24 protein-coding genes are annotated in these 26085 nt (G+C 67.0%); 9 read left to right on the top strand and 15 right to left on the bottom strand.

The features are described from left to right. The first annotated feature begins 32 nt into the window (after positions 1-32). From ENSA7_RS29635 to ENSA7_RS29625, 3 genes are all read left to right on the top strand, one after another. A complete protein-coding gene (locus tag ENSA7_RS29635; RefSeq protein ID WP_244923950.1) occupies positions 33-770 on the top strand; it encodes a DNA-binding protein in 738 nt (245 codons plus the stop codon). 84 nt (positions 771-854) lie between these two features. Then, on the top strand, positions 855-1304 hold the full coding sequence (locus tag ENSA7_RS29630; protein ID WP_106092731.1) for a hypothetical protein: 450 nt from the start codon (positions 855-857) through the stop codon (positions 1302-1304). 34 nt (positions 1305-1338) lie between these two features. Beyond that, a complete protein-coding gene (locus ENSA7_RS29625; protein WP_106092730.1) occupies positions 1339-2655 on the top strand; it encodes a hypothetical protein in 1317 nt (438 codons plus the stop codon). Here the strand turns inward: ENSA7_RS29625 and ENSA7_RS44345 are convergent. From ENSA7_RS44345 to ENSA7_RS29600, 5 genes are all read right to left on the bottom strand, one after another. Further along, the gene (locus ENSA7_RS44345; protein ID WP_181234240.1) at positions 2652-3896 is read right to left on the bottom strand and encodes a right-handed parallel beta-helix repeat-containing protein; all 1245 of its coding nucleotides are present in this window, start codon (positions 3894-3896) and stop codon (positions 2652-2654) included. The genes ENSA7_RS29625 and ENSA7_RS44345 overlap by 4 nt on opposite strands. 81 nt (positions 3897-3977) lie before the next feature. Then, positions 3978-4403, bottom strand: coding sequence for a thrombospondin type 3 repeat-containing protein (locus ENSA7_RS29615; protein WP_146158264.1), 426 nt, complete (start codon positions 4401-4403; stop codon positions 3978-3980). Between the two features lie 37 nt (positions 4404-4440). Then, complete coding sequence (locus ENSA7_RS29610) at positions 4441-5508, bottom strand: hypothetical protein (RefSeq protein ID WP_106092728.1); 1068 nt, start codon at positions 5506-5508, stop codon at positions 4441-4443. 168 nt (positions 5509-5676) lie between these two features. Next, positions 5677-6240, bottom strand: a complete 564-nt coding sequence (locus tag ENSA7_RS29605; RefSeq protein WP_106092727.1) for an NADPH-dependent FMN reductase — start codon at positions 6238-6240, stop codon at positions 5677-5679. Positions 6241-6348: 108 nt separating this feature from the next. Further along, a complete protein-coding gene (locus ENSA7_RS29600; RefSeq protein WP_106092726.1) occupies positions 6349-7296 on the bottom strand; it encodes a metallophosphoesterase family protein in 948 nt (315 codons plus the stop codon). Between the two features lie 187 nt (positions 7297-7483). Here ENSA7_RS29600 and ENSA7_RS29595 point away from each other — a divergent pair, with 187 nt between their 5' ends. The 5 genes from ENSA7_RS29595 to ENSA7_RS29570 all read left to right on the top strand — a co-directional run bounded on the left by ENSA7_RS29595 (position 7484) and on the right by ENSA7_RS29570 (position 11829). After that, a complete protein-coding gene (locus ENSA7_RS29595; protein WP_244923949.1) occupies positions 7484-8227 on the top strand; it encodes a ribulose phosphate epimerase in 744 nt (247 codons plus the stop codon). A gap of 143 nt (positions 8228-8370) precedes the next feature. Beyond that, complete coding sequence (locus ENSA7_RS29590) at positions 8371-8733, top strand: ArsR/SmtB family transcription factor (RefSeq protein WP_244923948.1); 363 nt, start codon at positions 8371-8373, stop codon at positions 8731-8733. A gap of 12 nt (positions 8734-8745) precedes the next feature. Then, positions 8746-9771 (top strand): ACR3 family arsenite efflux transporter, encoded by a 1026-nt coding sequence (arsB, locus tag ENSA7_RS29585; RefSeq protein ID WP_106092724.1) that lies wholly within the window; start codon positions 8746-8748, stop codon positions 9769-9771. A gap of 78 nt (positions 9772-9849) precedes the next feature. Continuing rightward, a complete protein-coding gene (locus tag ENSA7_RS42620) occupies positions 9850-10695 on the top strand; it encodes an MlaD family protein (RefSeq protein ID WP_146158263.1) in 846 nt (281 codons plus the stop codon). Positions 10696-10716: 21 nt separating this feature from the next. Continuing rightward, positions 10717-11829 (top strand): hypothetical protein, encoded by a 1113-nt coding sequence (locus ENSA7_RS29570; RefSeq protein WP_106092722.1) that lies wholly within the window; start codon positions 10717-10719, stop codon positions 11827-11829. Positions 11830-11839: 10 nt separating this feature from the next. Here ENSA7_RS29570 and ENSA7_RS29565 read toward each other — a convergent pair whose 3' ends face one another. Beyond that, a complete protein-coding gene (locus ENSA7_RS29565) occupies positions 11840-13396 on the bottom strand; it encodes a right-handed parallel beta-helix repeat-containing protein (RefSeq protein ID WP_146158262.1) in 1557 nt (518 codons plus the stop codon). A 338-nt stretch (positions 13397-13734) separates the two neighbouring features. On the opposite strand from ENSA7_RS29565, the gene ENSA7_RS29560 reads away from it, so the two are divergent. Next, complete coding sequence (locus ENSA7_RS29560) at positions 13735-14850, top strand: hydroxymethylglutaryl-coenzyme A reductase family protein (protein WP_106092720.1); 1116 nt, start codon at positions 13735-13737, stop codon at positions 14848-14850. 78 nt (positions 14851-14928) lie between these two features. Here ENSA7_RS29560 and ENSA7_RS29555 read toward each other — a convergent pair whose 3' ends face one another. From ENSA7_RS29555 to ENSA7_RS29515, 9 genes are all read right to left on the bottom strand, one after another. Beyond that, positions 14929-16824: a hypothetical protein gene (locus ENSA7_RS29555; protein ID WP_106092719.1), complete on the bottom strand. Its 1896-nt coding sequence runs from the start codon at positions 16822-16824 to the stop codon at positions 14929-14931. 331 nt (positions 16825-17155) lie between these two features. Further along, the gene (locus ENSA7_RS29550) at positions 17156-18250 is read right to left on the bottom strand and encodes a beta-ketoacyl-[acyl-carrier-protein] synthase family protein (RefSeq protein WP_106092718.1); all 1095 of its coding nucleotides are present in this window, start codon (positions 18248-18250) and stop codon (positions 17156-17158) included. Then, on the bottom strand, positions 18247-19788 hold the full coding sequence (locus tag ENSA7_RS29545; protein WP_106092717.1) for an NAD(P)/FAD-dependent oxidoreductase: 1542 nt from the start codon (positions 19786-19788) through the stop codon (positions 18247-18249). Before ENSA7_RS29545 ends, ENSA7_RS29550 begins: the two co-directional genes overlap by 4 nt. Further along, on the bottom strand, positions 19733-20026 hold the full coding sequence (locus ENSA7_RS29540) for an acyl carrier protein (RefSeq protein WP_106092716.1): 294 nt from the start codon (positions 20024-20026) through the stop codon (positions 19733-19735). Before ENSA7_RS29540 ends, ENSA7_RS29545 begins: the two co-directional genes overlap by 56 nt. Then, the gene (locus ENSA7_RS29535) at positions 20027-21511 is read right to left on the bottom strand and encodes an amino acid adenylation domain-containing protein (protein WP_106092715.1); all 1485 of its coding nucleotides are present in this window, start codon (positions 21509-21511) and stop codon (positions 20027-20029) included. Next, positions 21508-22641, bottom strand: coding sequence for an acyl-CoA dehydrogenase family protein (locus tag ENSA7_RS29530; protein ID WP_106092714.1), 1134 nt, complete (start codon positions 22639-22641; stop codon positions 21508-21510). Before ENSA7_RS29530 ends, ENSA7_RS29535 begins: the two co-directional genes overlap by 4 nt. A 13-nt stretch (positions 22642-22654) precedes the next feature. After that, positions 22655-23068 carry an STAS/SEC14 domain-containing protein gene (locus ENSA7_RS29525; RefSeq protein ID WP_106092713.1) on the bottom strand — a complete coding sequence of 138 codons (414 nt, stop codon included), beginning with the start codon at positions 23066-23068 and terminating at the stop codon, positions 22655-22657. Between the two features lie 29 nt (positions 23069-23097). Continuing rightward, entirely contained in the window at positions 23098-23844 is a 747-nt protein-coding gene (locus ENSA7_RS29520; protein WP_106092712.1) for an SDR family NAD(P)-dependent oxidoreductase, read from the bottom strand. Next, a complete protein-coding gene (locus ENSA7_RS29515; protein WP_106092711.1) occupies positions 23837-25933 on the bottom strand; it encodes an aldehyde dehydrogenase family protein in 2097 nt (698 codons plus the stop codon). The genes ENSA7_RS29520 and ENSA7_RS29515 overlap by 8 nt, the downstream gene beginning before the upstream one ends. Positions 25934-26085 lie beyond the last annotated feature (152 nt).

Genomic DNA, 26085 nt, shown 5'->3' with positions numbered 1-26085 from the left:
TCCGCCTGGATCGAAAGCGATAGATCGGCCAGATGATCACTTCGCAACAAACCTCGATGACGGCGTTCGTTCGGCTCCTCGCTCCGTTGCTTGGCGGTTTTGTGCTCGTCGCCGCCGCGTGCAACGACGGAGCTGGTGACGAGAGCGCAGACACCTCGGGCACCGAAGAGACGTCGGGCGACGCGGACGTGATCTCGATCGCGCAGGCGCGCGAGCAGTCCGACGGCATGACGGTCACCGTCGAGGGCTACGCATCGGTGGCGCCGGGGACCTTCAACTCCGCGACCGGTGAGCTCGGGTTTGCGATCCAGGACGCCAGCGGCGGCGTCTATGTCAAGACCGCGGACGTTCTGGATTTCCCGCTCGACACGACGGTTCAGGTCACCGGCGTGCTTGGCCAGATGAACCAACTGCGGGTGATCGAGGCCGTCGCCGCCGACATCGTGGCGTCCGACGGCGGGCAGCCGGTCGCACCCATGGACGCGGCGACCGGCGACATCGACGAGGACCTCGAGGGCCTGCTGGTCAAGATCAGCGGGACCGTCACCCAGGACCTGGAGGACGACGCGCCGTACGGGCTCAAGCTCTATGTCGATGATGGCTCTGGCGAGGTTCAGGTGTTCATCCACCTGGTCGATGGCGTCGGGGTGATCGAGACGGCCGGGCTGGCGATCGACGACACGGTCGAGGTCGTCGGCTTGGTCGCGCAGTACGAGACGACTTACGAGATCGCACCCCGGCACGCGGCCGACCTCGTCGTCATGCCCTGAGCTGGTGACCAACATGCAGGCGTTCAGCCACGCGATCTTGCGCACCCCCGCCTCGAATTTCGCAGACGGGCTCACCAACGTCGCGTGGACCGAGCGCCCCGCTCACGACCGCCTGCTCGCGCAGCATCGGGCCTACGCGCAGGCGCTGCAGGCGGCCTGGGTCAGCCCGATGAAGCCGCCGCCGCGGCGCTGCGTGAGCAGCTCGAGCCGCTGGGCTACACGCTCTGCACGATCCCGGTCGCCGCCGGACTGCACTTCAAGTCCAGCGTCAACCTGCTCGGACACGACACGCTGGTCGCCACCCCCGCGTTCGCGGGGCGGCCGGAGTTTCACGGTTTCGAGGTGATCGAGGTCGCCGAGGCCGAGGCCTACGCCGCCAACATCTTGCGGATCAACGATCACGTGCTCGTCGCCGCTGGGTTCCCCGAGCTCACGAGCAAGCTCCGCGCCCGCGGGTTTGGGTTGATCGTGTTGAACATGAGCGAAGTCGAGAAAATGGACGGCGGGCTGAGCTGCCTCTCGCTGCGCTTGTAGACGGCGGGGGCCCTGACTCGTGTAGCATCGACCGATGCCGGCCTCGAGCTCGATGGTCACCCGCACGGCATTCCGGGCGCTCGCGGTCTACTTCATCCTCTACACCGCTCCGTTCCCGCTCAACTGCCTGCCATGGCTCGGCGAGCTGCTCGCGGAGGCGGTGAGCTTGCTGCGGTCGGAGCTGGCGACCTGGGTCGGGCGCGTGGTGTTCGGCATTGACGATCTCTTCACGGGCCCGACCGGGAGCGGCGACACGACGGAGGTCCAGCTCATCGTGCTGATCAACGTGTTCATCACCATCGTCGCGGTGATCGTCTGGTCGTTGGTTGATCGCAAGCAGCGAGACCACGCAGCCGCCAAGCGGTGGCTGGAGCATGGCTGCGCGTGGTTCCTGGGAATTACGATCACCTATTATGGGTGGGCCAAGATCATCCCGACGCAGTTCCCGACACCCAGCCTCACACGATTGCTGAGCACATATGGCGAGTCATCTCCGATGGGCCTGTTGTGGACCTTCATGGGGGCGTCGCCGGCCTACTGCGTGTTCACGGGTCTCGCCGAGACCCTCGGTGGTACGCTCGTGCTGTTTCGCCGGACCCGGACCCTTGGTGCGCTGATCTGCGTCGGGGTCATGACCAACGTCGTGATGCTCAACCTGTGCTACGACGTGCCGGTCAAGCTGTTCTCGCTTCACTTGCTGGCCCTGGCGAGCGGTCTGGCGTGGCTCGACCGCGAGCGCTTGTTCGCGCTGTTCTGGTCGCACGAAGCTGTGCCTGCGCGCGAGCTTCCGCCCCTGTTCGCCTCGCGCCGCGGGCAGATCGCCGGCCGGGTGACCGCGATCGCCCTGTTGGCCTGGGTGACCTACACCAGCATCGACCAGGGGCTCGACGCCTATCGCAGCTACGGTGATGGTCGCGAGCACCCGCCGCTCTACGGCATCTACGACGTCGACTCGTTCTCACTCGACGCAGAGGAGCTACCGCCATTGACGACGGACGCGGTCCGCTGGCGGGCCCTCGTCATCGACAGCGCGCTGCCGATCGAGCTCGTAGACTTCGAGCGGCCCGGCTACATCACGATCCAGCAAATGGATGGTGCGCTGTCTTATCACGTGGTCGAGTACGACACCGAGGCCCTGACAATGACGGTGATGCCTTCCGGCGCGTACGAACTGGATGACGACGCGGAGGCCGACGTCCTGCGCTTCGAGCAGACAATTGACGGGCTCGTGGTGACCGGAACATGGCAGGGGCAAGCGCTCGAGGCTCGGCTGCAACAGCGCCCGCGCTCGAAGCTGGTGCTGCTCGAGCGCGGGTTTCACTGGATCAACGAGACTCCGTACAATCTCTAAGGATCCGAGCACATCCCTTCGTCGCAGACAAAGCTGGTGCCGTTGGCGTAGAAGCCATAGCTCTCCGTCGTCTGTTCGAACAGCAAGAACACGTCGTCGGGCAGGTTCTCTTCGGCGAAGCCAAACCCGAAGTCGGAGTTGGTCACCGTGACGCCCGAGCCGCCCTGGAAGGAGTCGCCGAGCCACAGACCGCCGCCGCCCGTGTACATGCCGGCGGTCGCGGTGTTGTGCTTGACGACGGAGTCCTCGATCGTGCACTGGGCCGCCGTCTGACAGCCGTAGTTGAGCAAGATGCCGCCGCCGCTCAACCCCGCGACATTGTCGATGATCGTCGTGTCCGTGATGTGGAAGCGGCCGTAGGTAAACACCGCGCCCCCGTCTTGGGTGGCGCTGTTGTCGTTGAAGGTGCAACCATTGATCGTCACGACTGGGACGTTGTTGTTGCTGCCGCCCGAGATACACAGGGCGCCGCCGAGCACCGCCTGGTTGTCGTGAAACACCAGGTTCTCGAGCGTGATCGGCCACGCCAGGTTGGCCTGCCAGCGGATGTGCACCGCGCCGCCGCAGGTCACGTTGAACCCGGATTGAACCGTGCCCGTGCCGCCGGTGAAGGTCAGGTCGCGCACGGTCACGTTGGGTGAGTTGATGATCAACGCCGCGCCCGCGCTGGGGTCCCAGACCGTCAGCTCCGGTCCGGCGCCCTGGATCTCGATCTCGTCGTCGACGATCACGGTTTGCTCGTAAGTGCCGGGGCAGAGCTGCACGAGCGACCCATTGGATGCGGCGAACACTGCGTCGGCGATCGTTGGGTAGCGGGCTGATTGACCGCCCATCAGGGTCAAGATCACAGGATCGAGGTTGGGATCGCAGTCGAAGGGCGGATCGCCGTCGCCATCGCCGTCGCCGTCGCCGTCGCCATCACCATCGCCGTCACCGTCGCCGTCGCCATCGCCATCGCCATCGCCGTCGCCGTCGCCGTCACCGTCGCCATCACCGGGATCGCCATCGCCGTCGCCGGGATCGCCATCGCCGTCGCCGGGATCGCCATCGCCATCGCCGTCGCCGGGATCGCCATCGCCATCGCCATCGCCATCGCCGGGATCGCCGTCGCCGTCTCCAGCATCACCCGTCGTGTCGCCGTCGCCAGACCCGTCGCCAGTGCTCGTGTCGTTACCGCAGGCGAGCACCCCTTGGCTCAGGATCAAGATCGCGGCAGGCCCCAGAAGATGTCGCAGGTTCATCGCAGACCTATACCACCGACATGCGCCGCTTCGGCATGGACGCTCCGTAGAGCGTCTACCTGCGTGACCACGGACGCGTGACTACTCGGGGCACCCGTCCTCGTCGTCGCGGCCGTTGAAGGTCTCGGGTTCGCTCGGGCACTTGTCGTCGATATCGAGGACGCCGTCCTGGTCGTTGTCGGGCTCCGGGCACCCATCACCGTCTTCAAAGCCGTCGTAGTCCTCCGTGTGATGCGGGCACAGGTCGAGGTCGTTGGGGATGCCGTCGCCGTCCTCGTCGGGACCTGTGGGGACGCCGCCCGGGACGCCCACTTGCGTGGCCCGGGCCCCGGGGTCTTCGCGCTCGATGAAGAGCCATGGCTGTGCAGGAGCACCCTCCGGTGCTCGTTCGTCGAGCTCGGGCTCGACGCTGGGTTCCAGCGTTGGAGCCCGACAGGCGATCAGGGCCAGGACCAGCGGCAACGCTCGCGCCACGCATGGCGTTCGATCCAACAGAGGCGATCCCATTGTCCCCAGTATATCTTCCACTCGCGCGCACGATCCGCTACCGGCTCGCCGAGGGCAGCTCCAGCCCGCAGCGGGGTGCGCCGCCGTGAGGGTAGCGCGGCTGGCCCGTGACGCTGCCGCCGAACGGGTGCCCGTCGCCAAACTCCTGCTCCACGTGGGTCACCGCGACGCGATAGTCGGCCTGGCTGCCGGTCACGCTGCTGACATACAGCCGCCCGAACACGTCGACGCGCGCGCGATGATGCTTGATGTCGAAGCCGGTCGGCAGCGCCTGAGCTTCGAAGCGCACCCGGCCCCTGTGGATCACGGGCGCGTTGGTGCTGTTGGTGTTCAGCAGCCGGCTGAGGAGCGTGGGCCGGCGCGATCCGCCGCGGCGGCTGGGCGCAGACTCGAGCTCGCGCACGCCAAGGTTGAACGACAAGATCCGTTGCTCGCGCTCGAAGTGCTCGAGGGTCAGCTGCGACAAGGCATCAAAGCGTGCAGGCCCGTCGGCGAGCCGCAGCGCAGCACACAACCCACGCATCAGCTGGCGGCTGGTCTCGTCCATCAACGGCGGCAAGGGGGCATCGAGCAGCGCCTGCGCGAGCTCGGGTTGACCGCCGATCGTGAGGTTGTGGCAGCGCAGCGCGTAGATGACGGTTGGCACCGAGTCGGCGAAGATCGCCCGATTGGTGCGACGCAGCATGTCCTTGCTGCGGTCGCTCATGCGCGCGAGCCCGTCGCTACCGAGCCGCGCGGCGGCGTCGCCCAACAGCCCGAACACTGACGCCCGCCGCTCGCCCTCGACGACCGCGCAGATGCCCAGGATCGCCACGACTGGCCACGGATACTCGTAGTGACAGGCCCGCGCGAGCGCGACGTAGCCCCGTACCCGCGCCTGCATTGAAGTGTTGAAGCGAGTGCACCAGCGGTGGGCGTTGCGCTGCAGCTGCGCCTGCGTGGTGGTCACGCTGGTGGCGAGCGACGTGGGCAGGCCGGCGGTGAAGGCCGCGAGCGCGCTCGGATCGGGGCCGATCAGCCACCCGTCTTCGGTCATCAGCTGAAAGCTGGCCGCGTGGGGGCTCGCCGTCCGTTCGCGGATCTGATCGAGGGATTGGCTGGCCATCAGACTCACTATCGCAAACCCGAGGTCGCTCGCTGCCATTCATGTAGCATCGCTCGATAGGCGGCTGGCGGTCGCCGTCGAGCACAATCCACGAGGTCGCTTCGCCCTGGTGCCGGGTCCGAGACGTCAGGCCCGAGCCGAGCTCGCCGGGATGGGTGCCAGGGGTGTTCAGGTGCCGGGGAGCTCGGCGACGAACGAGCGAAAGCCCTCGAGAAAGTTGCGCAACTGTTTGCGGGTCGTCTCACTCTCGAGCTCGCCGTTGGCGTTGAACACGGCCCCAGCACCAGCAACTCGCAAGGTCCCACCGAACCAGGGGCGCGTGCCCAGGGCCCGCAACACCGGCAGCCAGGCGTGCTGCGACGACACCGTGCCAAATCCACCCGGGGTCGCGCCCATCAGCGCCACCGGGCGCCCGCCGAACACCCGGGCCATGTCGCTTGGCGGCCGCGACAGCCAGTCGATCGCGTTCTTCATCACGCCGGGCAGCGACTGGTTGTACTCGGGTGTCACCAGCAATAGCCCGCGGTTGGCGACGATCCGCTCCTTGAGCTCCCGGACTGGCTCGGGGATGCCGAGCGTGTCCTCGACGTCGCCGTCGTACAGCGGGATCCCGCGGATCGTCCCGATCTCCACGCGCAGACCCTCTGGCGCCAGCTCGGCCGCCGCGCGCAACAACGCGCTGTTGAACGACTTCTCGCGCAAGCTCCCCGAAAACCCGAGTATCTCGATCATCGCTGCTCCTGTCGGCCGAGCCGAGGCGAGCACGGTAGCGGATCTCCGCGCGCAAGTCATGAGCGTGGGGCGCAAACCCGAGCGGCCGGGCGCGAGATTTTTTCCGCCTCACTCGGTCGCCGTGTCAGAGAACGGCGTCTGCCAGTGGACCTTGTCGATGTCCAGGATCTCGTAGGTCTGTGACGCGGGGTCGAACTCGATCACCCAAAAATTGTCGGCGTCGTAGCGCAGCCCGGCGACCACGAATACGTCGGTCGGCGCGACGATCCGGTAGTCGACCCAGCGGTGCAGGTGGCCACCCAGGGCCAGCTGCATGGTGTCGGCGTGGTCGGTCATCAACGTGAAGATGTCCCGCGATGGCGACTCCAAATTCTCGAACACCGCGGTGTCGAAGGGAATTGGAAAGTGGCTCAGAAACACCGTTGGCATCCGATCAAACAGGTGATCGGCGATCCAGTCGAGCTGCTCGCGCCCGTAGCTCCCCCTGGCCGGATCGTAGTCGTCGCTGCTCGCGTCCCAGGTCGCCCCGAGCTGCGAATTGGCCAGGATGAATTTCCAGCCGTGGTGCTCGAACGCGGTATGGGGCGCGGCGTCGAAGAAGTGCGCGAACAGGACGTGGCTGTCCTCGCGGGGGATCCGAGGCACGCCGTAGTCATGCTCGCCGAACACCAGGTGGACCGGCACCTCGAACCCGTCGAGCAGCTCGGCCGCGACCGAGAACGCGCTGGGTTGGTCGTAGTAGTCCTGGACCTCGTCGTAGGGGTAGTGGGTGTGGAGCAGGTCACCGAGGATCACCACGAAGTCTGGCGCCGGATCCATCGCGTTGATGCGCGCGCGCGCGTCGAGCAGCCGCTGGTGCGCCGCCAGGATCGACTCGGTGTCGAGCTCGTTGGCCTCGGGGCCCTCGTAGTTCGGGTCGGGCACGTGCGGATCGGCGAGCACCACGATCCGAAACCGCTCGAGCTCTCGGTCGTCGTCGGCGCCGCCGTCGACCCGCGTGCACTGGCACATGCATGACAGGCCCAGCAGCAGACAGACGGTCGGCCTGCACCTCATCCGTCGAGTGTACGAAATTTAAGTTTGTTTTAATAGGAATTAATGTTTTGGTTGAGACATGAGGTCCAACCGCTGGATGTTCTGGGCTGTGGTGCTGCTGGTCCCTGCTTGTCACTCGGGCCGGGATGGGGGAAGCAGCGCGACGGTAGGCGGCGCCTCTGCCACCGCAGCAGACACGGAAAACGACGTGGGTTTGGATACAGGTGATGGTGACCAAGAGACCCCCTCCGAGGCCGGCGGAGGCTCGCTGACCTTCGTCCCGAACTACGACTTCGTGGAGGCCTCGCGCTGCGACTCCTTCTTGCAGGACTGCGAGGTGGGCGAGAAGTGTGTGCCGTACGGGAGCACGGGTGGCAACTGGGACGCGAACAAGTGCGTGCCCGTGCTCGGCGACGGCAAGGTCGGTGAGCCGTGCACCTACGACGGCGTCACCGAGGCGACCGACAGCTGCGACGCGACCTCGATGTGCTGGAACGTCGGCGACGTCGACGGCGAAGCGATCGGCACGTGCACGGCTTTTTGTACGGGCACGGCGGACGATCCCTCGTGCCCGATCGGGAGCTCGTGCTCGATCAGCTGCGACGGCAGCTTGAGCGTCTGCAACCTCAACTGTGATCCCTTGTTGCAGGATTGCCTGGGCACCGGCTGCTACTGGGCAAACGTCGGGTTTCAGTGCGTGTTCACCACCAGCAATTTACAAGAGGGGGAAGCGTGCGGGTTCATCAATGACTGCACGCCCGGCCTCATCTGTGTAAGCGCGGAGGTCGTGCCCAACTGCGAAGGATCGGCCTGCTGCGCGGCGTTTTGTAGCCTGAGCGTGGGCGCGGGCGGGTGTGCGATCCCGGGGACGGAGTGCCTGCCGTTCTTCGAGGCCGGCATGGCGCTGCCCGGCTACGAGGACATTGGGATCTGCATGGTCCCGCCTGAGTGAGTCGACGGAGGGGGCATTCGCTGCCGCTGACTCTCGCGACGATTGAGCGGGCGTCGTGTTGAGGCGGCAGCTGCTCGAGCGCTGGCCGGTTGCAGCCGGCTGGCCTGAGCTTGACGGCTGTGGCTCTTTATCGTAAATCGACGATGTACGCTCGGCGCCGCCCGACCACCATGAAGAAGTCCACCACCGCGTGCTGTCCGCCCGCCGATCCAACGCCGCCCGTGCCGGCCGACGAGGGCGAGGCCAACGAGCGGCTCGCGGCGCTCGCCAAGGCGATCGCTCACCCCGCACGCATCGCAATCTTGCGCCTGTTGGTCCGCCATGAAGGTTGCATCGTCGGTGATCTCGTCGACGAGCTGCCGCTGGCGCAGTCCACCGTCTCGCAGCATCTCAAGCAGCTCAAGCAGGCCGGGCTGATCCGCGGCGAGGTCGACGGACCGCGGGTCTGCTACTGCATCGAGCCTGGCATGGTCGCGCTGTTCAAGGCGCTGGTCGAGGCGCTCTGAGTCAACACGATCATGGGTAATTTCGAACGCTTCCTCTCGCTCTGGGTCGGTCTGGCGATCGCGGCCGGCGTCGGTCTTGGTCTCGTCGTCCCCGGCGCCTTCGAGCTCGTGGCTGGCCTCGAGTGGGCGCGGGTCAACCTCGTCGTCGCGGTGCTCATCTGGCTGATGATCTACCCCATGATGCTCGGGGTCGATCCCTCCTGCCTCGCGCAGGTCGGCAAGAAGCCCAAGGGGCTCGCGCTCACGCTGGCCGTCAACTGGTTGATCAAGCCGTTCACCATGGCCGCGCTCGGCGTGCTGTTCTTCCAGCACGTGTTCGCCGGGCTCCTCCCCGCCGAAGACGCGCAGCAGTACATCGCGGGGATGATCCTGCTCGGGGTCGCGCCGTGCACGGCGATGGTGTTCGTGTGGAGCCACCTCACCAACGGCGACGCCAACTACACGCTGGTTCAGGTCTCGGTGAATGACCTGATCCTCGTGTTCGCGTTTGCTCCGATCGCGGGATTGCTGCTTGGGGTGACGGATCTGCAGATCCCGTGGGAGACGCTGATCGCGTCGGTGGTGATCTTCGTCGTGGTCCCGCTGGGTGCCGGGATCTCGACCCGCAAGCGGCTGCTCGCGTCGGGCGGGGCGGAGGCGATCGAGCGGCTCTCTGCCAAGCTCAAGCCGACGTCGATCATTGGGCTGCTGCTGACGGTCGTGCTGCTGTTTGGCTTTCAAGCGCAGACCATCGTGGACCAGCCGGGCCGGGTCGTGCTCATTGCGATCCCGCTGCTGATTCAGAGCTATGGGATCTTTGCGATCACGTATGCGCTCGCGCGGGTGTTGAAGCTGCCGTTCAACGTCGCCGCACCGGCTGCGATGATCGGCACCTCGAACTTCTTCGAGCTGGCGGTCGCGGTTGCGATCAGCCTGTTCGGGCTCGCGTCTGGGGCTGCGCTGGCGACGGTGGTTGGGGTGCTGATCGAGGTGCCCGTCATGCTCTCGCTCGTCGCGTTCGCCAACCGGACCAAGGGGTGGTTCGGGCCGCCTGCCTGAGACTCGGGGGTCTGCGAGTGAGTAGCCGGTGCCATGCGGCAGTGACACGCGGTCTCGTACGAGCGACCATCGTCCGACATGCCCACTCGGATCCTCCAGGCGGCGCTGGTCCTCGCGGGTTGTTTGGCTTGCGGATGTCGCAGCGCCGCACCGCAAGAGACCGCGTCGACTCCCGCCGTGCTACCCACGATCGTGCTCGATGAGGCGCCGGGCATCAGCGCGGGGACGCCCGTGATCGCCCGAGGAGTCGCGATCGGCAGCGTGGCCTCGACCAAGCTCGAGCAACAGCGGGTGCTCGTGGTGGCCGAGCTCGACGCCGGTCACACGCCCACGCTGGGTGCAGGCGCGTGCGTTCGCGTGGGTCATCAAGGCGACACCGTCGTGCTCGAGCTCGAGCTCGGCGAGGGTGAGGTCGCGCCGCCGCAGCTCGAGCGCTGCGCAGCCGCGCAGCCACCAACGCCCGAGCCCCAACCCGAACCCGTCGACCCCGAGCCCCAGCCCGAACCCGAACCCGAGCCCGAACCCGAGCCCGAACCGGGCCCCGCGCCCACCTCCGGCGCAGCATCCAAGCCCAAGCCCAAGCCACAAAAGCGCAGCTGCGGCGACGATCTGTCGTTCTCCACGCTGGACGTCATCGACGTCAGCGCCGTCCCGCTGCACCTGCCCAACGGCGGATGGCGAGCCAAGATCCGCTTTACCAACGACGGCAACGGCTTCGTCGAGATCGGCAGCGTCGCAACAGCGGCGTTCATGGACGAGTCCGGGGCCGCGCTCGACGTCGCGAGCTTGCCGGGCAGCGGCGACTGGTTCATGCCCTTCGAGCTGCCTCCGCACTCGAACAAGCAGGTCAAGGTCACCTTTCACCACGATGGTGGGCCCAAGCCGTGGGTCGACCGCATCAAGTATTCGTGGATCTGCGACTGATCCATTTGGTAAACGCGGGGCATGACGCTGCCAAAGCTCGACCTCCGCTCCTCCACGCTCGCCCTCGCGGCGCTGTTCATCACTGCGTGCGGCAGCGACTCCAGCGCGGATGGCACGTTCTCGGCCGGGCCAACAGCTGGGTCGACGGCGGACGCGACCTCCAGCGCGGACGGGTCGTCCAGCAACGAGGGCGACGAGAGCGACGGCAGCGACGAAGACCAGGGCGACGACGGCCCGAAGTTCGATCTCGGTGGTGATCTCGGCGGCGGCCCGGACATGTGTGGCGAGGTCGTCGACAACCCGATCTACGTGCTCACGCGCGGCAGCGAGAACAACGAGCCCGAGCAGATCTTTGGGTTTGATCCCGAGACCCTCGCGTTCGAGTGGGTCGTGGATGTCGTGTGCGCCGGCACCGAGGGGTGGGCGGTCTCCTCGATGGCGGTAGATCGAAATCGTCACGCCTGGATTCAGTGGGGCAGCCCGGCCAACGGCCCGTCGGAGCCGTACCCCAAGCGCCTCGACCGGCTCAACCTCGATACCGGCGAGTGTCTGCCCGATCAAGGCCAGCTGCCGATGAGCGACGAGTGGGCGAGCGGGATGGGGATGGCGTTCGTGAGCGAGACCGAGGGCAGCGGCACGGAGCAGCTGTTCTTCGTCGACCACGCGACCTACGTGTATCCGGTCGGCGGCGATCCTGCGATTGGCAAATACTACGAATTTCAGCAGGGCCAGGGCACGGTGTTCTCGGGGACGGAGCTGACGGGTACCGGCGAGGGGCGGCTGTTCATCTTGATCATGAACTGGTCATTCGAGTTCGATCACCCGTGCACCGCAGACAATCCGTGTGGTCCCGAGATCCACCTGGGCGAGGTCGACAAGCAAGACGGGACCGCGCTCTCCAACGTCGAGCTGCCGGATATCGATGGGCTGGGTCTCACGCCCGGCGGCTTCGCGTTCGCGCACTGGGGCGGCCGGTTTTGGATCTTCATCTCCGAGAACTTTGGACCGACCAAGGTCTACGACTACGACCCCGTCGAGCACACCAACACGTTGGTGAGCGACGACGGGCCCGCAGCGGTGGTCGGCGCTGGGGTCTCGACCTGCGCGCCGATCGTGTTCCCACCGACCGGCTAGGATGACCCGGTCAGTTGCCAGCGCAAGCGTCGGCGCCGGGGCTGGTTGGATCGATTCGCGAGTCGGCGTCGAGGTCGAGCGGCACCTCGGGCAGCAGCGCCGCCTCGGCGGCCATGCAGTCGACGAGGTGCAGGTCCCCCGCGTCGCCGTCCACGAACCAGCTCCCGTCGGCGTCGGTCAGGTTGTCGGTCACGCTCGCGACCGCGCCGTCGCGGGAGCGGATATTGCGATTGGTCAGATTGCCGTGCACCGCGAGGTTGGCGGTGGACCCCCACCGGTACTCGATCCCGTCTTTGTAGCTTTCGGGGTGGCTGTAGTACACGGTGTTGTGGGCGAGCAGCATGTCGACGCCACGCTCGACGCTGATCCCCACGTCGTGCTGACCGCCGCCCGCATGCTCGGAGTAGACCATGTTGTTGACGATCTGCGTGCCGTAGACCTCGGTCGTGAAGCCCAGGCCGATGCCGCGCGCGCAATTGATGATGCGGTTGCGCTCGATCACGTGGCCGCCAGACGGGCTGTCCCACATGTGAATCGCGTGCTCGGAGAGCCCGCCGTTGTAGGTCATGTTGTCGCGGTCGGCCGCGTGTTGGCCATGAGCGGGGCGCTGCACCCCTGTCGCGTCGCAGTAGATCCCCTCGAAGTGGGTGTCGTGGATGTGCCAGTTGGTCGCTTCGTGGGTGTCGATCCCGCCGGTGTAGCAGCGCGTCTGCCCGTTCTGCGGCCCGTAGCCCCAGACGTTGTCCCGCCCCTCGGCCGTCATCACAAAGCGTGAACAAGAGATCTCGACGTTGTCGATCAGCCCGTCGCCCGAGCTCGACTTGATGAACTGTTGGCCGCCGTCGATCAGGTGGACGTTGTGAATGATCGCGTCGTCCCCATCAGTCCAAAAATGCACGAGGTGGAAGATCGAGCGCGTCACGGTGAGGTTTGCGAGCGCCACACCCGGGGCGGCGATCGTGATGACGGCGCTCTGACCACCGTGGCTTCGGTACGCCGAGTCGAGGATCACCGCGTCTGGGTTGCCGCTCATGGAGCGCACGGTGATGTTTGGGGTGGTGATGTAGATGCCAGAGTATTGCCCGTTGCCAACCTCTGGGAAGGTATAGGTACCGTCCTCGAGCAGGATCGTGTCGCCTTCACTCGCGCCCGAGATGACCGCGCGCAGCGTCGTCGCACTATCGCCGACCATCACCATGCCAGCGGCGCCAGGCGAGACCACGATCTGCTCACCCGCGCGGGGCGGGAGCTCGACCGCGTCACACACGGACGGGACGTCGCCGTCGCCGTCGCCGTCACCCGGGTCGCCGTCGCCGTCACCCGGGTCGCCGTCGCCGTCGCCCGGATCGGGATCGCCGTCGCCGTCGCCCGGGCCGGGGTCGCCGTCGCCGTCGCCGTTGCTCGCGGAAGTATCATCGGACGTCGTGTCGAAGGACGTCGCGTCCGAGGCCATGTCGTCGGCGCCCGGTGTACACGCCAACATGGCCAGACCTGTCACGCCGGACACGAGGCACACGATCAGCGCGTCGCCGCAGCGCACACGTGAGAAGTTAGTGGGGGTAGGCATGCGCGGGAGCCTATCAGCTGAAAGATCGCGGACCCAGCGTCACCGACGACCGATCAACTGCAGCTCCGCGACTGCAGCTCCGCGACCGCCCGGGAGGCCTGCACGCCGGGCAGCCGGTATTCGCGGTCTGCCCCGACCGCCCCGGCTCGATGAATGGAAAAAATCGTCGGTGTCGTCTGCGTCACAATTAGCAATTCCTATAGGGGTTGCGGGACCCACGGGGGCATGGTGTAGCGAGGGCTCGCCACTCGCGCCAGGCCGCGATGAAATCGAGATCGAGGAGCAGAGTCGCGCGTCGTTCTGTCGACGGGTCATCGTGATTTGTTTACGGTGCCGCGATGAAACGCAAGACTATGACCAGCGACGTTCCCGCAGAAATTTTCGCAGGCCAGGAAGTATACGAAGACAAGATCACCAACAACATCGAGAATTTCATCGGCCTCGCCAAGGTACCGATCGGGCTGGCAGGACCGCTGGTGATCCATGGCGAGCACGCGCAGGGCGAGTTCCACGTGCCGCTAGCAACCACCGAGGGCACCCTGGTGGCGTCCGCCAGTCGAGGTATGAAGCTCCTGACGGCGTCAGGTGGCGTGCGTGTCTGTCTGGTCGCCGACCGCGGCATCCAGCGCGCTCCCGTGTTCGAGTTCGACTCAATTGTGGCGGCAAGGCAATTCGCACAGGATATTGTGAATGACACGGCGTGGTTCACGGAACGTGTGGAAGCGACAACACGGGTCGGACGCTTACAATCGCTCACCCCGTTCACTATCGGGCGCTTCGTCCATCTACGCGTGTCCTTGCTAAGCGGCGACGCAGCCGGCCAGAACATGGTCTCGGTGGCCGTGGCCAATGCTTGTGCGGGCATCGCAGACAGGTATCCGGCGATCGTCCGCTATTTCATGGATGGTGGCCTGAGCGGCGAAAAGATGCCGAGTCACATGAACACCCTCATGGGCCGGGGCAAGCAGGTTACGTGCTCGGCGGCAATTCCAGACACGCTGCTGTATGAGACCACCCGCGCTCGGTCTGAGGACATTGTCGCCTGGCACAGCATCTTCGCCAGCAGCGCAGCGAGCATCGGCTGGCAGGGCACTTCGACACCTTCCACCTCCAATACGCTAGCGGCACTTTTCATCGCCACGGGTCAGGATGTCGGCTCGGTGCCCGAGTCGAGCCTGTCCTTCACCACCGTGCGCCACGATATCGAGCGCGGCGTGCTCGAGTGGGAGATGACGATCTCCGGCCTTGTCGTCGGCACCTACGGCGGCGGCACCCATTTGCCGAGCCAGCGAGCCGCGCTCGAGATGATGGACTGCTACGGTACGGGCAAGGTGTACAAACTATGTGAGCTGGCGGCCGCGACCATCATGGCGGCCGAGATCAGCCTGATCGCCGCGGTGTGTGCCGGCGACTGGGTCACGGCGCATGCTCGCATGGGGCGCAATCGCCATTGATTTAGGCTCGACCCCAGCACCTCCGGCGCCCAGGGGCTGGCAGACCACCGAGACGGGAAGTCGACGTCGCCTTCCCCGTCACGGGCACTGCGGGGCGACGTCCTCGAGGTCCAGCGACGCTTGCGCTTCGACGGTCTGCAAGGTCGCCTGAGGATGATGCTGAGCGCAGCCCCCGGTCACGATCGCCACGCCGTCGTCGTCGATGTCGAACACGATCGTGCTCGCGTCGTCGTCTTGGAATCGGCTGTTGCTGACCTGCAGCTGCGCGCCGCTGACCACGTGCAGCTGCGCCTGGGTACCCGAGCCACCGCGCTGGTTTGGGTCGAGGCCGACACACTCGACAAATTCCCCCTGACCCCAGAACCGGAAATTGCGCTTGTTGTCGACGGCGATCGCCCTGACCAGCGTGGTCTGCGTCGACTTGAGATCGTAGCCGCCGTCGGTGTTGCCCGCGGCGTAGGTGTCCTCGAACCGGAGGTTGGTGTTGTCGCGCTCGCTCGAGAAGCCGTCTGCGTTCCAGTAGCCCTCGACGTCGAGCTGGCGGTGGTTGAGCATGACGGTGCGGCGAACGACCGCGTCGTGGGCGAACTCGTAGAAGGTCAGGCCGGTGGAGAATGACTCGTACTGCTGCGACTCCGAGTCACCAAAGACGTCTTCGATCAGCACGTCGTGGGTGCTGTACTGCAAGCGCGCGACGGCCCGGGCATAGCCGCGGACGCTGACGTCCTTCAGGATGAGGTCGGTGATCGTGGACTCGGACTCGCCGCCGCCAGCGTAGTCCTCGACCAGGCGGTGGACGTTGCGCGCGACCACGTTCTCGATGTGCAGATCCTCGAGGTTGCCCGTGGTCCGCCACACGCCGTTGCCCTGGTTGGCGAAGTCGAGGTTGATGAAGTGCAGGTGATCGGCGCCAGGCTGCAGCCGAAAGACCGTGCCACCCGTGGCGCCGTCGGGGGTCCACGGATCAGCACGGCTGCCGACAAACCGCGGACGGCCGTGGTCGTGCCAGTCTGCGCCGACGCCCCGGATCACGATGGGGGCCGCTTCGCTGCCGCCAGCGCTGATCGCCAGCTCGCCGTTGGTCATGTAGTCGCCCATGCCTGCGTGGATCCACAGCTCGTCGCCGGGCGCGGCGGCGGCGATCAGCCCAGGCAGCTGGGCCAGACCCGCCGCGTCTTCGAGACTCGCGCCGCTGCCAGCCCCGGCCGGGGTGATGTGAAACACAGCGCCGTCTGGCCCGTCGCGCAGCGCCCCTGCGCCGAACAGCTCGAACGCCGACAGCAGTGGCATCTCGCTGCCGGGGACACGCACGAGCTCGATGTCGAGCCACGCTTCGGCCTCGATCTCGACGACCACGCTGGACGCGACGCCGCCGTCGACGAGGGCGGACAGATCGAGGACCTCGCCCACGGGCTGGCCGTCGATGAGCAGCTGGGCCAGGCGTGTGCCGGGTCCTGCGGACGGCCCGGCGAAGTGCAGGCGCAGCTGGTAGGGGCCAGGCTCGACCGGGAGCGCGTAGCGGAGCTGGCCCGTGCCGCCCTCGAGCTCGGGCGCCTCGACGCGGCCGCTCTCGAGCACCTCGACGGGCAGCTCCGCCGGGACCGTTGGCCCTGGGATGGGGGAGGCGGGCGCGAACACCTGCGTGTCGGGGCTGAAGCGGTAGGGAGAATTTTGGGCGTCGTCGGCGAGGAACTCGGCGATCGCCGGGCCGCCAACGTTGACGCGGATCACGGGGGGACCGAGGTCGATGTTTCCGTCGGTGTCGGTGTCGGTGTCGGAGTCGGAGTCGGTGTCGGTGCCCGTGTCCGTGTCCGTGCTCGTGTCGGTTTCCGGTTCGGACGAGGTCGTGCTCGACTCGGTGCCGCTCGACTCGGTGCCGGCCGAACCACTGGTCTCGGCCCCCTCGCCAGCGGGCTCGCCACAGGCCATGACCGTGACGGCGGCGATGATGATGCAGGTATCTTCCCAGCGCATGCGCGGGGAGGCTAACAGCGCGGGCGCGCGAGATGGGCGCGAACGTAGGCTCGTGAAAGCTCGCGCGGCGACTCTGGTCCGCCGCCGCCCACTCCTGCGAGAACTCCCGTCCGGTGCGTTGTTTTCGGAGGCCGCCTCACGCAGCGAGTAGCTCGCTCTCTCTCAATTCCCATGCATCCAATAGTCCTCCTCAACGCTTCCAGGTCGTTCAGGTTGGACACCCAATTGCCGACTCAGTTCAATTGCCGGATTTCGGCTCGTCCGCCTGGTCGTATCTCACGTCGGTTGTCATTCCTAGCTAATTTGTGGTGGTGGCGATCTCGCGAACTGATCACTTGCTGACTCCGGTCAAGCGCAGCTGCGTGGACATGATCCCCGGCCCAAGCGCGATCAACCGCAAGTCCGGCCCAAACCCACGCACGCCCGCGTCGTGCAGCGCCCAGGCCTCGTGCAGCACCCACAGCACCGAGGCCGAGCCGATGTTGCCGTGCTCGCGCAACACCTTGCTCGAGATATCCAGCGTGGGCGCAAACGCAGGAAAGCTGGCGCCGAGCTGGCGCATGAGCGAGGCGCCGCCGGGGTGAAAGTAGGTGGTCTCGGGGTGGGCGGCGGAGACGGTGGGGCCCAGCTCGTCGAGCAGGCGCGTGCGGATCTCTTTGCCAACGGAGATCAGCGGCTGGTTGTCCTCGGACGCGGTGAAGTCGTTCTCGGCCAGGCTGTCGGGCCACAGGCGGCTGTCGAGCTGGCAGCCGTCCCACGAGATACAGCCGTCCGCGCTCGGCTCGGCGCCAACCACGACCGCGGCGGCGCCGTCGGAGGCCAGGCAGTGCGCGACCAGCTGCGACATGTCGGGGACCTGGTTGTGGACGCGGCTCTCACCGTGGGTGCCCATTGCGTCGGCACAGACCACGCACACCCGCCGGGCGGCGCCGCTGGTGATCAGCATGTCGGCGAGGTGCAGGCCGTGGGTTGGGCCCGCGCAGCCGAGCCCAGTCAGGTCGTAACACAGGGCGTCCAGGCGCATGCCCAGCTCGGTCTGCAGCAGCCGGCTCAGCGAGGGAAAGCCAGCGTAGCTGGCGCTGACGACCACCAGCGCGTCAAAGCTGTCGGCGGGTAGATCATCGCGCACGAGCTTGGTGAGGACTCGCGTCGCGAGCGACAAGGTCGCGGCGTTGACCAGGCGATACCAGCCGCCGCGCGACTCGATCTCCGGGACGCTGACCTCGACGTGGCGCTGCTCGATCCCCGAGTGCTCGTAGACGAAGCCGACCATCTGGCGGATCTGCTCGCTGCCCTCGAGCGAGCTCAAGCGCCGACGGAACAGCTCGGCGAGCTCGGCCTGCGGGTAGGTGTTCAGGCCCGGCTCGACGACCGGACGCTCGAGGAACCGGCGCCCGGTCCCTGTAGCAGCCCCCGTCGCCATCATTGCCGCCGCCGATCCACGATCGTGTAGGCGTCGTCGAGCGGGGGCATCGCCTCGATGATGTCTGGCGTGAAGCTGAGCACCGCGAGCTCATCGCGGCCGAAGTCGCTGACCAGCTGCTCCTCGAAGTCGCGCAGCGAGTCGTAGAGATCAATGTCGTCCTCGGCGAGGATGAAGTAGATCATCACGCCCTCGCTGAGATCCAAGAACGCCGCGTCGACGCCCTGGAAGAAGTCAAAGCGCTCGTAGATACGCGCGGCGATGTCCCGACCCCGACCTTCGGGGATTCGGTGCAGCAACGGCGAGTCCTGGAGGCTCTTCTTCATCTCGACCGTGGCGGCCAGCGGCTCGGGCGTGAAGCAGTCGCCCGCCAGTAGACGGACGAGATCATCGCCGTACTGACCCTTGGTCATGTATGCAAAGAATGCGGGGAACTTCCAGAAGTATCGGATGAGCTCTGCGGCGCGACCCTGGCCGCGATTGCAGTAGTCGGCGTAGGTCTGGAGTAACTCCGGCTCGGCGGTCGGGTTTGCGAGCGCGGCGACGATCGTGTCGGTGGCGGCCTGAGCCTCCGTGAGCGCGAACGAGGCCCCAAACGAGAAGATGGGATCCGTGAAGCAGTGTGAGTCGCCGACACACAGCCAGCCAGGACCGGCGAAGGGATCGACCCGGTACGAGTAGTTGCGCGACACGTGCATGCCCTCGACCTGGGTGGCCCCAGACGCCCGCTGCGTGAGCTCGGGGTGCAGGTGCTCGAGGCCCCACGCCATCGCGCCTTTCGAGGTGCCGCCGCGCAGCTTGTAGCTGGAGGTCGGCAACACCACGCCGATCGAGACGAGCTCCGAGCTGACCGGGATCAACCAAGCCCAATGATAGGTATCACGATAAAAGATGACGGTCGAGTTATGTTGGACGCCGACGTCGGGCACCACCCCAGAGAACTGGGAGTACAGGGCAATCTGGCGATTGAAAGCCGCGACCCGACGCGGGCCGGCGATCTCTTGCCGGGACATGAACACGCTCTGGCCAGACGCATCGATGACGAACGATGCATGGACGACTCGGTCGTCACCCTCGGCCGTCGTCATGGTAATGCCCGTGACACGTCCGGCTTCCGAGAGCACGCTCTTGGCGGCGCCGCGAACATGCTCGACGCCCTTGGAGATCGCGAGATCGAGCAGGAGGTGGTCGAACTCGGCCCTTCGAACCTGCCAGGTCGGTCGCAACACGGGCACGAAGAACTCGGCGCCTTCACGACCCACGACCTTGACACCGGGCTTGGGCACGAAGTCGAGCGCGGCCATCTGCTCGTTCAGCCCCGCGCGGGTGATGAAGTCGCCGGCGGTCCCGGTCAAGCTCTCGCCGACGTGGTAGCGAGGGAATTGATCCTTCTCGAGCATCAGCACGCTCAGCCCGCGCTCGGCCAGCAGCATCGCGGAGCCGGAGCCCGCTGGCCCGCCGCCGATCACAATGACATCGTAGTGATCACGCACCTTGGTCTGCCCCTCCGTCCGCACCCTCGGGGCGGTCTCGAGCAACACGCATGATCAGGTTCTGCAGGGCCTCGATGCTCTGAAAGTTGCGAGGCGAGACCTCGTCGTCGGGGATCGTGACGCCGAAACTGGTCTGCACGAAGGTCAACAGCGAGACCATGGCGAGGGAGTCGACGATCCCCCACTCGAGCAGCGGGGTGTGGTCGGTCAGCTCGGCGCCATCACCGTGGAGCAGCTTGTCGGTGATGAAGCCCTTGAGCGCTTGATTGACTGATTTGACGTCCATTTACGGTTGTGCCTCGGGTACTGGTTGGGTCGATGCAACGAGCAGCTTTCGGTCGATCTTGCCGTTGCGGGTGCGCGGGAGCTCGGCGAGGATCGTTGCCTGATCGATCAGCATGTATTTGGGTAGGCGCGCGGCGCAGTGGCGCTTGAGCGCGAGCAGGGACACGCGCTCGCGCGCACAGATGAACGCGACGAGTCGGGCCTCGAGCCCGGTCCCGGCGACGACCACGGCGACCTGGTTGATCGCCGGGTGCTCGAGCAGCGCGGCCTCGACCTCGCCGATCTCGATCCGCATGCCCCGGACCTTGACCATGTGATCGCGGCGGCCGACGTACTCGTAGACGCCGTCCTCGAGCACGCGGACGATGTCGCCGGTCGGGTAGGGCTGGTGGGCGAGGGGCGGCTGGCCCCAATACCCGGTCATGACGGTGGGGCCACGAACCATGAGCTCGCCCGTCTCGCCAACACCCGCGTGCTCGCCGTCTGGCTTGATCGCCCAGACCTCGTCGCCGCAGCAGGCCCGGCCGATCGGGACCGGGTTCGCGCGCGCGGGGTCGATGGTCAGGACTTCGTGGGAGGTGCAGACGTTGGTCTCGGTCGGACCGTAGAGGTTGAGCAGGCGAACGCCCGCGAACCGCTCGTGGAGCCGGCGCAGGTGCTTGATCGGGAACGGCTCGCCCGCGAACAGGATGCGGGTGGGCGGCGACTCGAGCTCGAGCAGGCCGCCGTGATCCATCATCATGATCAGCGCCGAGGGCACCGAGTACCACACGGTGATCGCGTGCCTGCGAATGAACTCGACCAGCTGCGCGGGCGCGTAGGCCAGGCCCTCGGGGATCAGGCACACCCGGGCGCCGGCCATGAACGCGGCGTAGAGATCGAGCACCGAGAGGTCGAAGTGCAGCGGCGCGTGCGAGGCGAAGTGATCATCGGGGCCGCCGCCGATGGTCTGGTGGGCCCAGCTGACAAACGAGAGCGCGGCGCGGTGGCTGAGCGCGACGCCCTTGGGGGTGCCGGTCGAGCCGGAGGTGTAGAGAATGTAGGCGAGCTGCTCGGGGTCGAGCTCGACCGCGGCCACGCCAGGCTGAAGGGGCGATGGCGGCCGCTCATCGGCGGGGATCAGCGCGACGCGATCGGCCAATTCATCGTCGAGCGGTGAGGGGCGGTCACGATCGATCACCAGGCACCGCGCCGCGCAGTCCGTGATGATCTTGCGCGCGCGGGCGGCCGGGCTCTCGGGGTCGATCGGCACATACACGGCGCCAATTCGCAGCGTCGCCTGCATGGCCACGATCGCCCGGGCGGACTTGGGGAGCCACAGCGCGACGCGGTCACCTGGCTGGACGCCCGCGGCCACGAGCACGGCTGCGAGGCCGGCGGCCTGCTGGTCGAGCTCGGCGTAGCTCAGCTGCGCGTCGGGCCCGACGATCGCCACCGCGCTGGGTGTGCGGCGGGCGGCCTCGATCACCAACGCCGCCAAGTTCATAGGCCCAGCGCCCGCGCGATCAGGTTGCGTTGGATCTCGGAGGTGCCCGAGAACACCGTGCTCGCCAGGGCGTCACGCAGGCCACGCTCGATCCCGGCTTCGGCGACCACGCCGAGCCCACCGTGCAGCTGAATGGCGTCGAGCCCGGACTGGACCGCGGCCTCGCTGACGGCCAGCTTGGCCAGGCTGATCGCGAGGACCGAGTCGCGCTGCTGGTCGTGCATCCAGCACGCGCGATACAGCAGCATGCGGGCCGACTCGAGGCGTAGCTGCATGTCGGCGATGCGGTGGCTGACGCCCTGGAACTTGCCGATCGGCCGGCGGAATTGCTTGCGCTCGAGCGCGTGCGAGACGACGGCGTCGAGCTGCCGCTGCATGGCGCCGAGATAGATTCCAAACAGGCAGGCCCGCTCCCACGCCATCGAGCTCTGAAACACCCGCGAGCCCGCGCCCTCTGGGCCGACCCGGTAGCGAGCGGGCACGCGGCAGTCTTCGAGGTACAGGCTGCCGAACGGCGACGACCCGAGCCCGACCTTGGCCATGGCCGCGCCGACCCGCACGCCCGGCATGTCGGGCGTGACGACGAACGCGCTGAGGCCCAGGTACCCGTGCGAGGGCTCGGTCGTGGCGTAGACCAGGAAGACGTCGGCGATCGGGGCGTTGGTGACGAACGCCTTGTCGGCCTGCAGCACGTAGTCGTCACCGTCACGGACCGCACGCGCGGCGAGCTGCTGAGTGTCGGAGCCAGCCCCAGGCTCGGTCATCGCGTTGGCGCCGATCTTGGTGCCGCGCGCGAGCGCCGGGATCAGCTGCTCGACCAGCTCGGGCTCGGCGTGCTCGAGGATCGGGCGCGCACACGCGAACAGGTGAGCGCCCGCCGAGAACAGCAAGCCGAGATCGCAGGTGCCCTGGCCAAACGCCTCGAGCACGCGCGCGGTGGTCAGCGCGTCGAGGCCCAGGCCGCCGTGCTCGGTTGGTATCGCCAGCCCGGTCAGGCCGAACTCACCACATTCGTTCCACACATCCAGATTGAATTGCTCGGCCTTGGCGTGCGGCTCGACGCGGCGTTTGGCGAATTCGAGGCTGCGCTCGAACAATTCGGCTTGGTTCGGCGACCAGTTGAAATCCACGCAATCTCCCTTTCTACAGCTGCGCACGCAGCTTCTCGACCATTGTGCGGACTTCTTCGACGTCCGCGTCGCTGAGCGCGAGGTGCTTGCCAGCGTCGGAGAACCCATCGATTGTAAACGCGCGAATATTGGTCCCCAGGAACCAGCTGAGGGCGGTGACCATCCCGCGGACGACCGGTGAGACGGTCATGATCGCCATGCGCGGGGTGCTGCCGTAGCGATTCCAGTGCTCGGTCGAGGCGCGGCGCTGGGCCGCCGTTGGGCCGCCGCCCGTGGTGTTGACGATGACGCCGCGGCACTCGTGCACGCGATCGAGGATGTCGTCGAGATATGCCTGCCACTCTTCGTCACCGGGAGGCGCGGTGCCATGCACGGCGACGTGCGCGTTGCCGGCGATGTCGTAGAGAAAGGTCCGGTTGTCAGCCATGCGGGAGTCGTGTGCGTGTGGAGGTTGGTTCAGCCCATCGCGACGCCGCCACCAACGTGAAACACGTTGCCGGTCGTATAGGTCGCGCCGCGGACGACCCAGTCGACCGTGGCCGCGACCTCGTCGGGGCTGGCGATGCGCCGCAGCGGGATCATGCCCAGCAGGCCGGCGCGCTGGTCTGGACTCAAGTCCGCGACCATATCGGTGTCGGTGAGACCCGGTGAGACGGCGTTGACGCGGATGCCCTTGGCGGCCGACTCCAGCGCGAGCGCCTTGGTCAGCCCGATCAGGCCGTGCTTGGCCGCGACGTAGCCGGCGGCGCCAGCCTGGGCGATGCTGCCCGAGGCCGAGGCGATGAACACGACGACGCCCGCCTCGGCGGCGCGCATGGCCGGGAGCACGGCGCGAGCCAGATAGAAGGCTGCGTCGAGGTTGACGGCCAGGCTCTCGCGCCACTGCTGGTCGCTCATGCGGTGGGCCATGGCCGAGTGCTGCAGCCCGGCGTTGTGCACGAGCACGTTGATCGGACCCCAGGTGTGGGCGACCGCCGCGACCAATTGGGTGACCTGAGCCGAGTCGCCCACGTCGCCCACGAATGGTTGCGCGACGCCGCCAGCTGCCTCGATCTCGCGACACAGGCTGGTCGCGGCGGCCTCGCTGCTGCGGTAGTTGACGGCGACCTTGGCTCCGCGGGCCGCCAGCGCCCGACAGATCGCCGCTCCAATCCCGCGTGAGCCCCCGGACACGAGCGCGACCTGCCCGGTCAGATCAAGCATGGTCTTGCCCCTGATCTTGGCCCCGCACCAGCGCCTCGAAGGCCTCGAGCTCGGACAGCCAGGTGTCGGACGGGCCGAGCGGCGCGAGCAGTCGCTTGTAGGCGCTCACGCCCGAGCGCGGGAGGCTGCGGGCGTGCTCGCACCAGCTGTGGGCGGCGGCGTCGAGCTGATCGGGGGGGACCACCGCGCTGAGCAAGCCGGCGGCCTCGGCTGTGGCCGCGTCGATCCGGGCGCCCGTCAACAGCCACTGGCTGGCGCGCCGCTTGCCGACCGCCTGGACCAGCCGACCGACGGCGCCGGCCGTGGTGGTCAGGCCATGGCGGACCTCGGGGAGCCCAAACTTGGCGTCGGCGCTGGCGATGATCGCGTCGCAGTGGAGCGCAAATTCAAAGCCGCCGCCGACACAGAACCCGCGGACCAACGCCAAGCTGGGGACCGGCAGGCGCTCGAGCTGGCGCAGGGTCCAGGTCACGTCTTGCATGAAGCGCCGCGCCGCCTTGGCGTCGAGGTGGCGCAGCATGGTCAGATCGGCGCCGCTACAGAACGACGAGCCGGCCCCGCGCAGGACCACGCCGCGCAGATCCTGTGCCTGGGTGACGAGCTGATCCACCGCGTCCGACAGCTCCGCGGCCAGGCCCTGATCGATCGCGTTGTGGCGCTCGGGTCGGTTGAGGGTCAACCATGCGATCTGATCGACGATGTTCAGCTCGAGCTTGTCGCCCGCGCCGAGCAGGGCCTTGCGGATCACGTGGGGCGGCGCGGCCACGCCCTGCAGCCGCGAGGTCTTCTGCCAGAACAGGTGGCTCTCGCCGTGCGGACCACCGCTGCGCTTGGGCCCGCCCCACGGCGACAGGTAGCAGGGGTGATGGGCGTGATCTTTGTTGACCAGCACCAGGCCGACGTCTTTCGCGTCGCGCACGAAGCTCGTCGCGATCTCATCGTCGGCGGTCCAGATCGAGGTGCGCAGGCCAAACGGGATCTCGTTGATGGTCTGCACCATCGTCTGCAGGATCGCGGCGTCGTCTCCGGCGTAGCTGACGACGGGGAGGATCGGCACGTTGATCTCTTCGCGGAACAGCGGGCTGCTCAGCAGCGCGGCGTCGTGCTCGAGCACGACCACGGTGGGCGCCCCGTACTGGCCGCTGACGCTGGGTTGACCGGTCGCGTCGGTGCGGTGGCCCCCGCAGGCGATCTCGCCGCAGCGCTTGGCCTGCTCGAGCAGCAGGTCGAATTTCTCGGGTCGAAACAGGGGGACCAGGGGGCCCGCCTCGGGGTCCGCCTCCACGCTGGCGAGCGCGTTGGCCCGCTCGCACAGGCCAGCGACGAACGCCGACCGGATCGCCGGGTGGACCAAGAAGTGCTTGGGGATCGGGCACGGCTGGGTCGAGAAGTCGAAGCCCCGGGTCGCGCTGTCGAGCGCGGCGTCGAGGTTGGCGTCGGACCAGACCACCATGCAGTCGCTGCCCTCGAGCTCGAGCACGACCTTCTTGCCGGCTGCGTGGCCGCGCTCGGCCACGGACTTGCCGGACGCGGCGTTGCCAAAGAACACGATGGTGTCGACGATCGGGCTGGCGTAGATCTGCTCGAGCAGCGGCCGGGTCTTGCCCGTGACCACCTGCACGAGCTTGGGCGAGTAGCCGGCGGACGCGAGCGTGGCCCCGACGCACTGCGAGGCGATCAGCCGGACGCCGCCGTCGCTGCCTGGCGCCCGCATGATCACGCCGTTGCCGACCAGCAGCATGCTGAACAGCGGCGCGGTGTTGATGGTTGGCGAGTTGCCGGGAGTGATCAGCGCGACGACGCCGTCGGGTCGGCGGACCAACACTTCATCGCGCGCCGGCGTGGTTCGCAGCAGCTCGTTCGCGGTCTGCTCGAGCAAGTCAGGCTCGGCCTGACGCAGGATCCAGGCGCCGTAGTACTCAGCCAGGGCTGTGGATAACCCGTCGGCCCGCAGACAGTCGAGCAGGGCCTCACGGTTGTCACGCAGCAGCTCACCAGCGCTGCGGAGCAGCCTCAAGCGGTCGAGGATCGGGACACCACGCCACTCGAGGGCGGCACCTTGGACATCACGGGCGACGGTGTCGAACATCTGATCGGGGATACGGCGGTGGTTGAGGATCCATTATTAGAAATTCAGTATTTGTGAATTCTGGCAGGATTCACGGCGAGTATTTTCCAGTATTTATGTGTAAAAAGCAACAGTAATCCAGTCAGAATGGAAATTTGAGGCAGGCTTGGGTG

This window comes from Enhygromyxa salina (assembly GCF_002994635.1).
Lineage (GTDB): Bacteria > Myxococcota_A > Polyangia > Nannocystales > Nannocystaceae > Plesiocystis > Plesiocystis salina_B.
Note: the sequence above shows the minus strand (reverse complement) of the source record. Positions and strands in the feature narration are given on the sequence as shown.

Coding starts and splice junctions, on each gene's coding strand:
- ENSA7_RS29610 (WP_106092728.1), bottom strand. CDS start 5,508: ATGGCCAGCCAATCCCTCGATCAGATCCGCGAACGGACGGCGAGCCCC.
- ENSA7_RS29560 (WP_106092720.1), top strand. CDS start 13,735: ATGAAACGCAAGACTATGACCAGCGACGTTCCCGCAGAAATTTTCGCA.
- ENSA7_RS29570 (WP_106092722.1), top strand. CDS start 10,717: ATGACGCTGCCAAAGCTCGACCTCCGCTCCTCCACGCTCGCCCTCGCG.
- ENSA7_RS29605 (WP_106092727.1), bottom strand. CDS start 6,240: ATGATCGAGATACTCGGGTTTTCGGGGAGCTTGCGCGAGAAGTCGTTC.
- ENSA7_RS29565 (WP_146158262.1), bottom strand. CDS start 13,396: ATGCCTACCCCCACTAACTTCTCACGTGTGCGCTGCGGCGACGCGCTG.
- ENSA7_RS29590 (WP_244923948.1), top strand. CDS start 8,371: ATGTACGCTCGGCGCCGCCCGACCACCATGAAGAAGTCCACCACCGCG.
- ENSA7_RS29635 (WP_244923950.1), top strand. CDS start 33: ATGATCACTTCGCAACAAACCTCGATGACGGCGTTCGTTCGGCTCCTC.
- ENSA7_RS29625 (WP_106092730.1), top strand. CDS start 1,339: ATGCCGGCCTCGAGCTCGATGGTCACCCGCACGGCATTCCGGGCGCTC.
- ENSA7_RS29600 (WP_106092726.1), bottom strand. CDS start 7,296: ATGAGGTGCAGGCCGACCGTCTGTCTGCTGCTGGGCCTGTCATGCATG.
- arsB (WP_106092724.1), top strand. CDS start 8,746: ATGGGTAATTTCGAACGCTTCCTCTCGCTCTGGGTCGGTCTGGCGATC.
- ENSA7_RS29520 (WP_106092712.1), bottom strand. CDS start 23,844: ATGCTTGATCTGACCGGGCAGGTCGCGCTCGTGTCCGGGGGCTCACGC.
- ENSA7_RS44345 (WP_181234240.1), bottom strand. CDS start 3,896: ATGAACCTGCGACATCTTCTGGGGCCTGCCGCGATCTTGATCCTGAGC.
- ENSA7_RS29525 (WP_106092713.1), bottom strand. CDS start 23,068: ATGGCTGACAACCGGACCTTTCTCTACGACATCGCCGGCAACGCGCAC.
- ENSA7_RS29615 (WP_146158264.1), bottom strand. CDS start 4,403: ATGGGATCGCCTCTGTTGGATCGAACGCCATGCGTGGCGCGAGCGTTG.
- ENSA7_RS29540 (WP_106092716.1), bottom strand. CDS start 20,026: ATGGACGTCAAATCAGTCAATCAAGCGCTCAAGGGCTTCATCACCGAC.
- ENSA7_RS42620 (WP_146158263.1), top strand. CDS start 9,850: ATGCCCACTCGGATCCTCCAGGCGGCGCTGGTCCTCGCGGGTTGTTTG.
- ENSA7_RS29535 (WP_106092715.1), bottom strand. CDS start 21,511: ATGAACTTGGCGGCGTTGGTGATCGAGGCCGCCCGCCGCACACCCAGC.
- ENSA7_RS29515 (WP_106092711.1), bottom strand. CDS start 25,933: ATGTTCGACACCGTCGCCCGTGATGTCCAAGGTGCCGCCCTCGAGTGG.
- ENSA7_RS29555 (WP_106092719.1), bottom strand. CDS start 16,824: ATGCGCTGGGAAGATACCTGCATCATCATCGCCGCCGTCACGGTCATG.
- ENSA7_RS29550 (WP_106092718.1), bottom strand. CDS start 18,250: ATGATGGCGACGGGGGCTGCTACAGGGACCGGGCGCCGGTTCCTCGAG.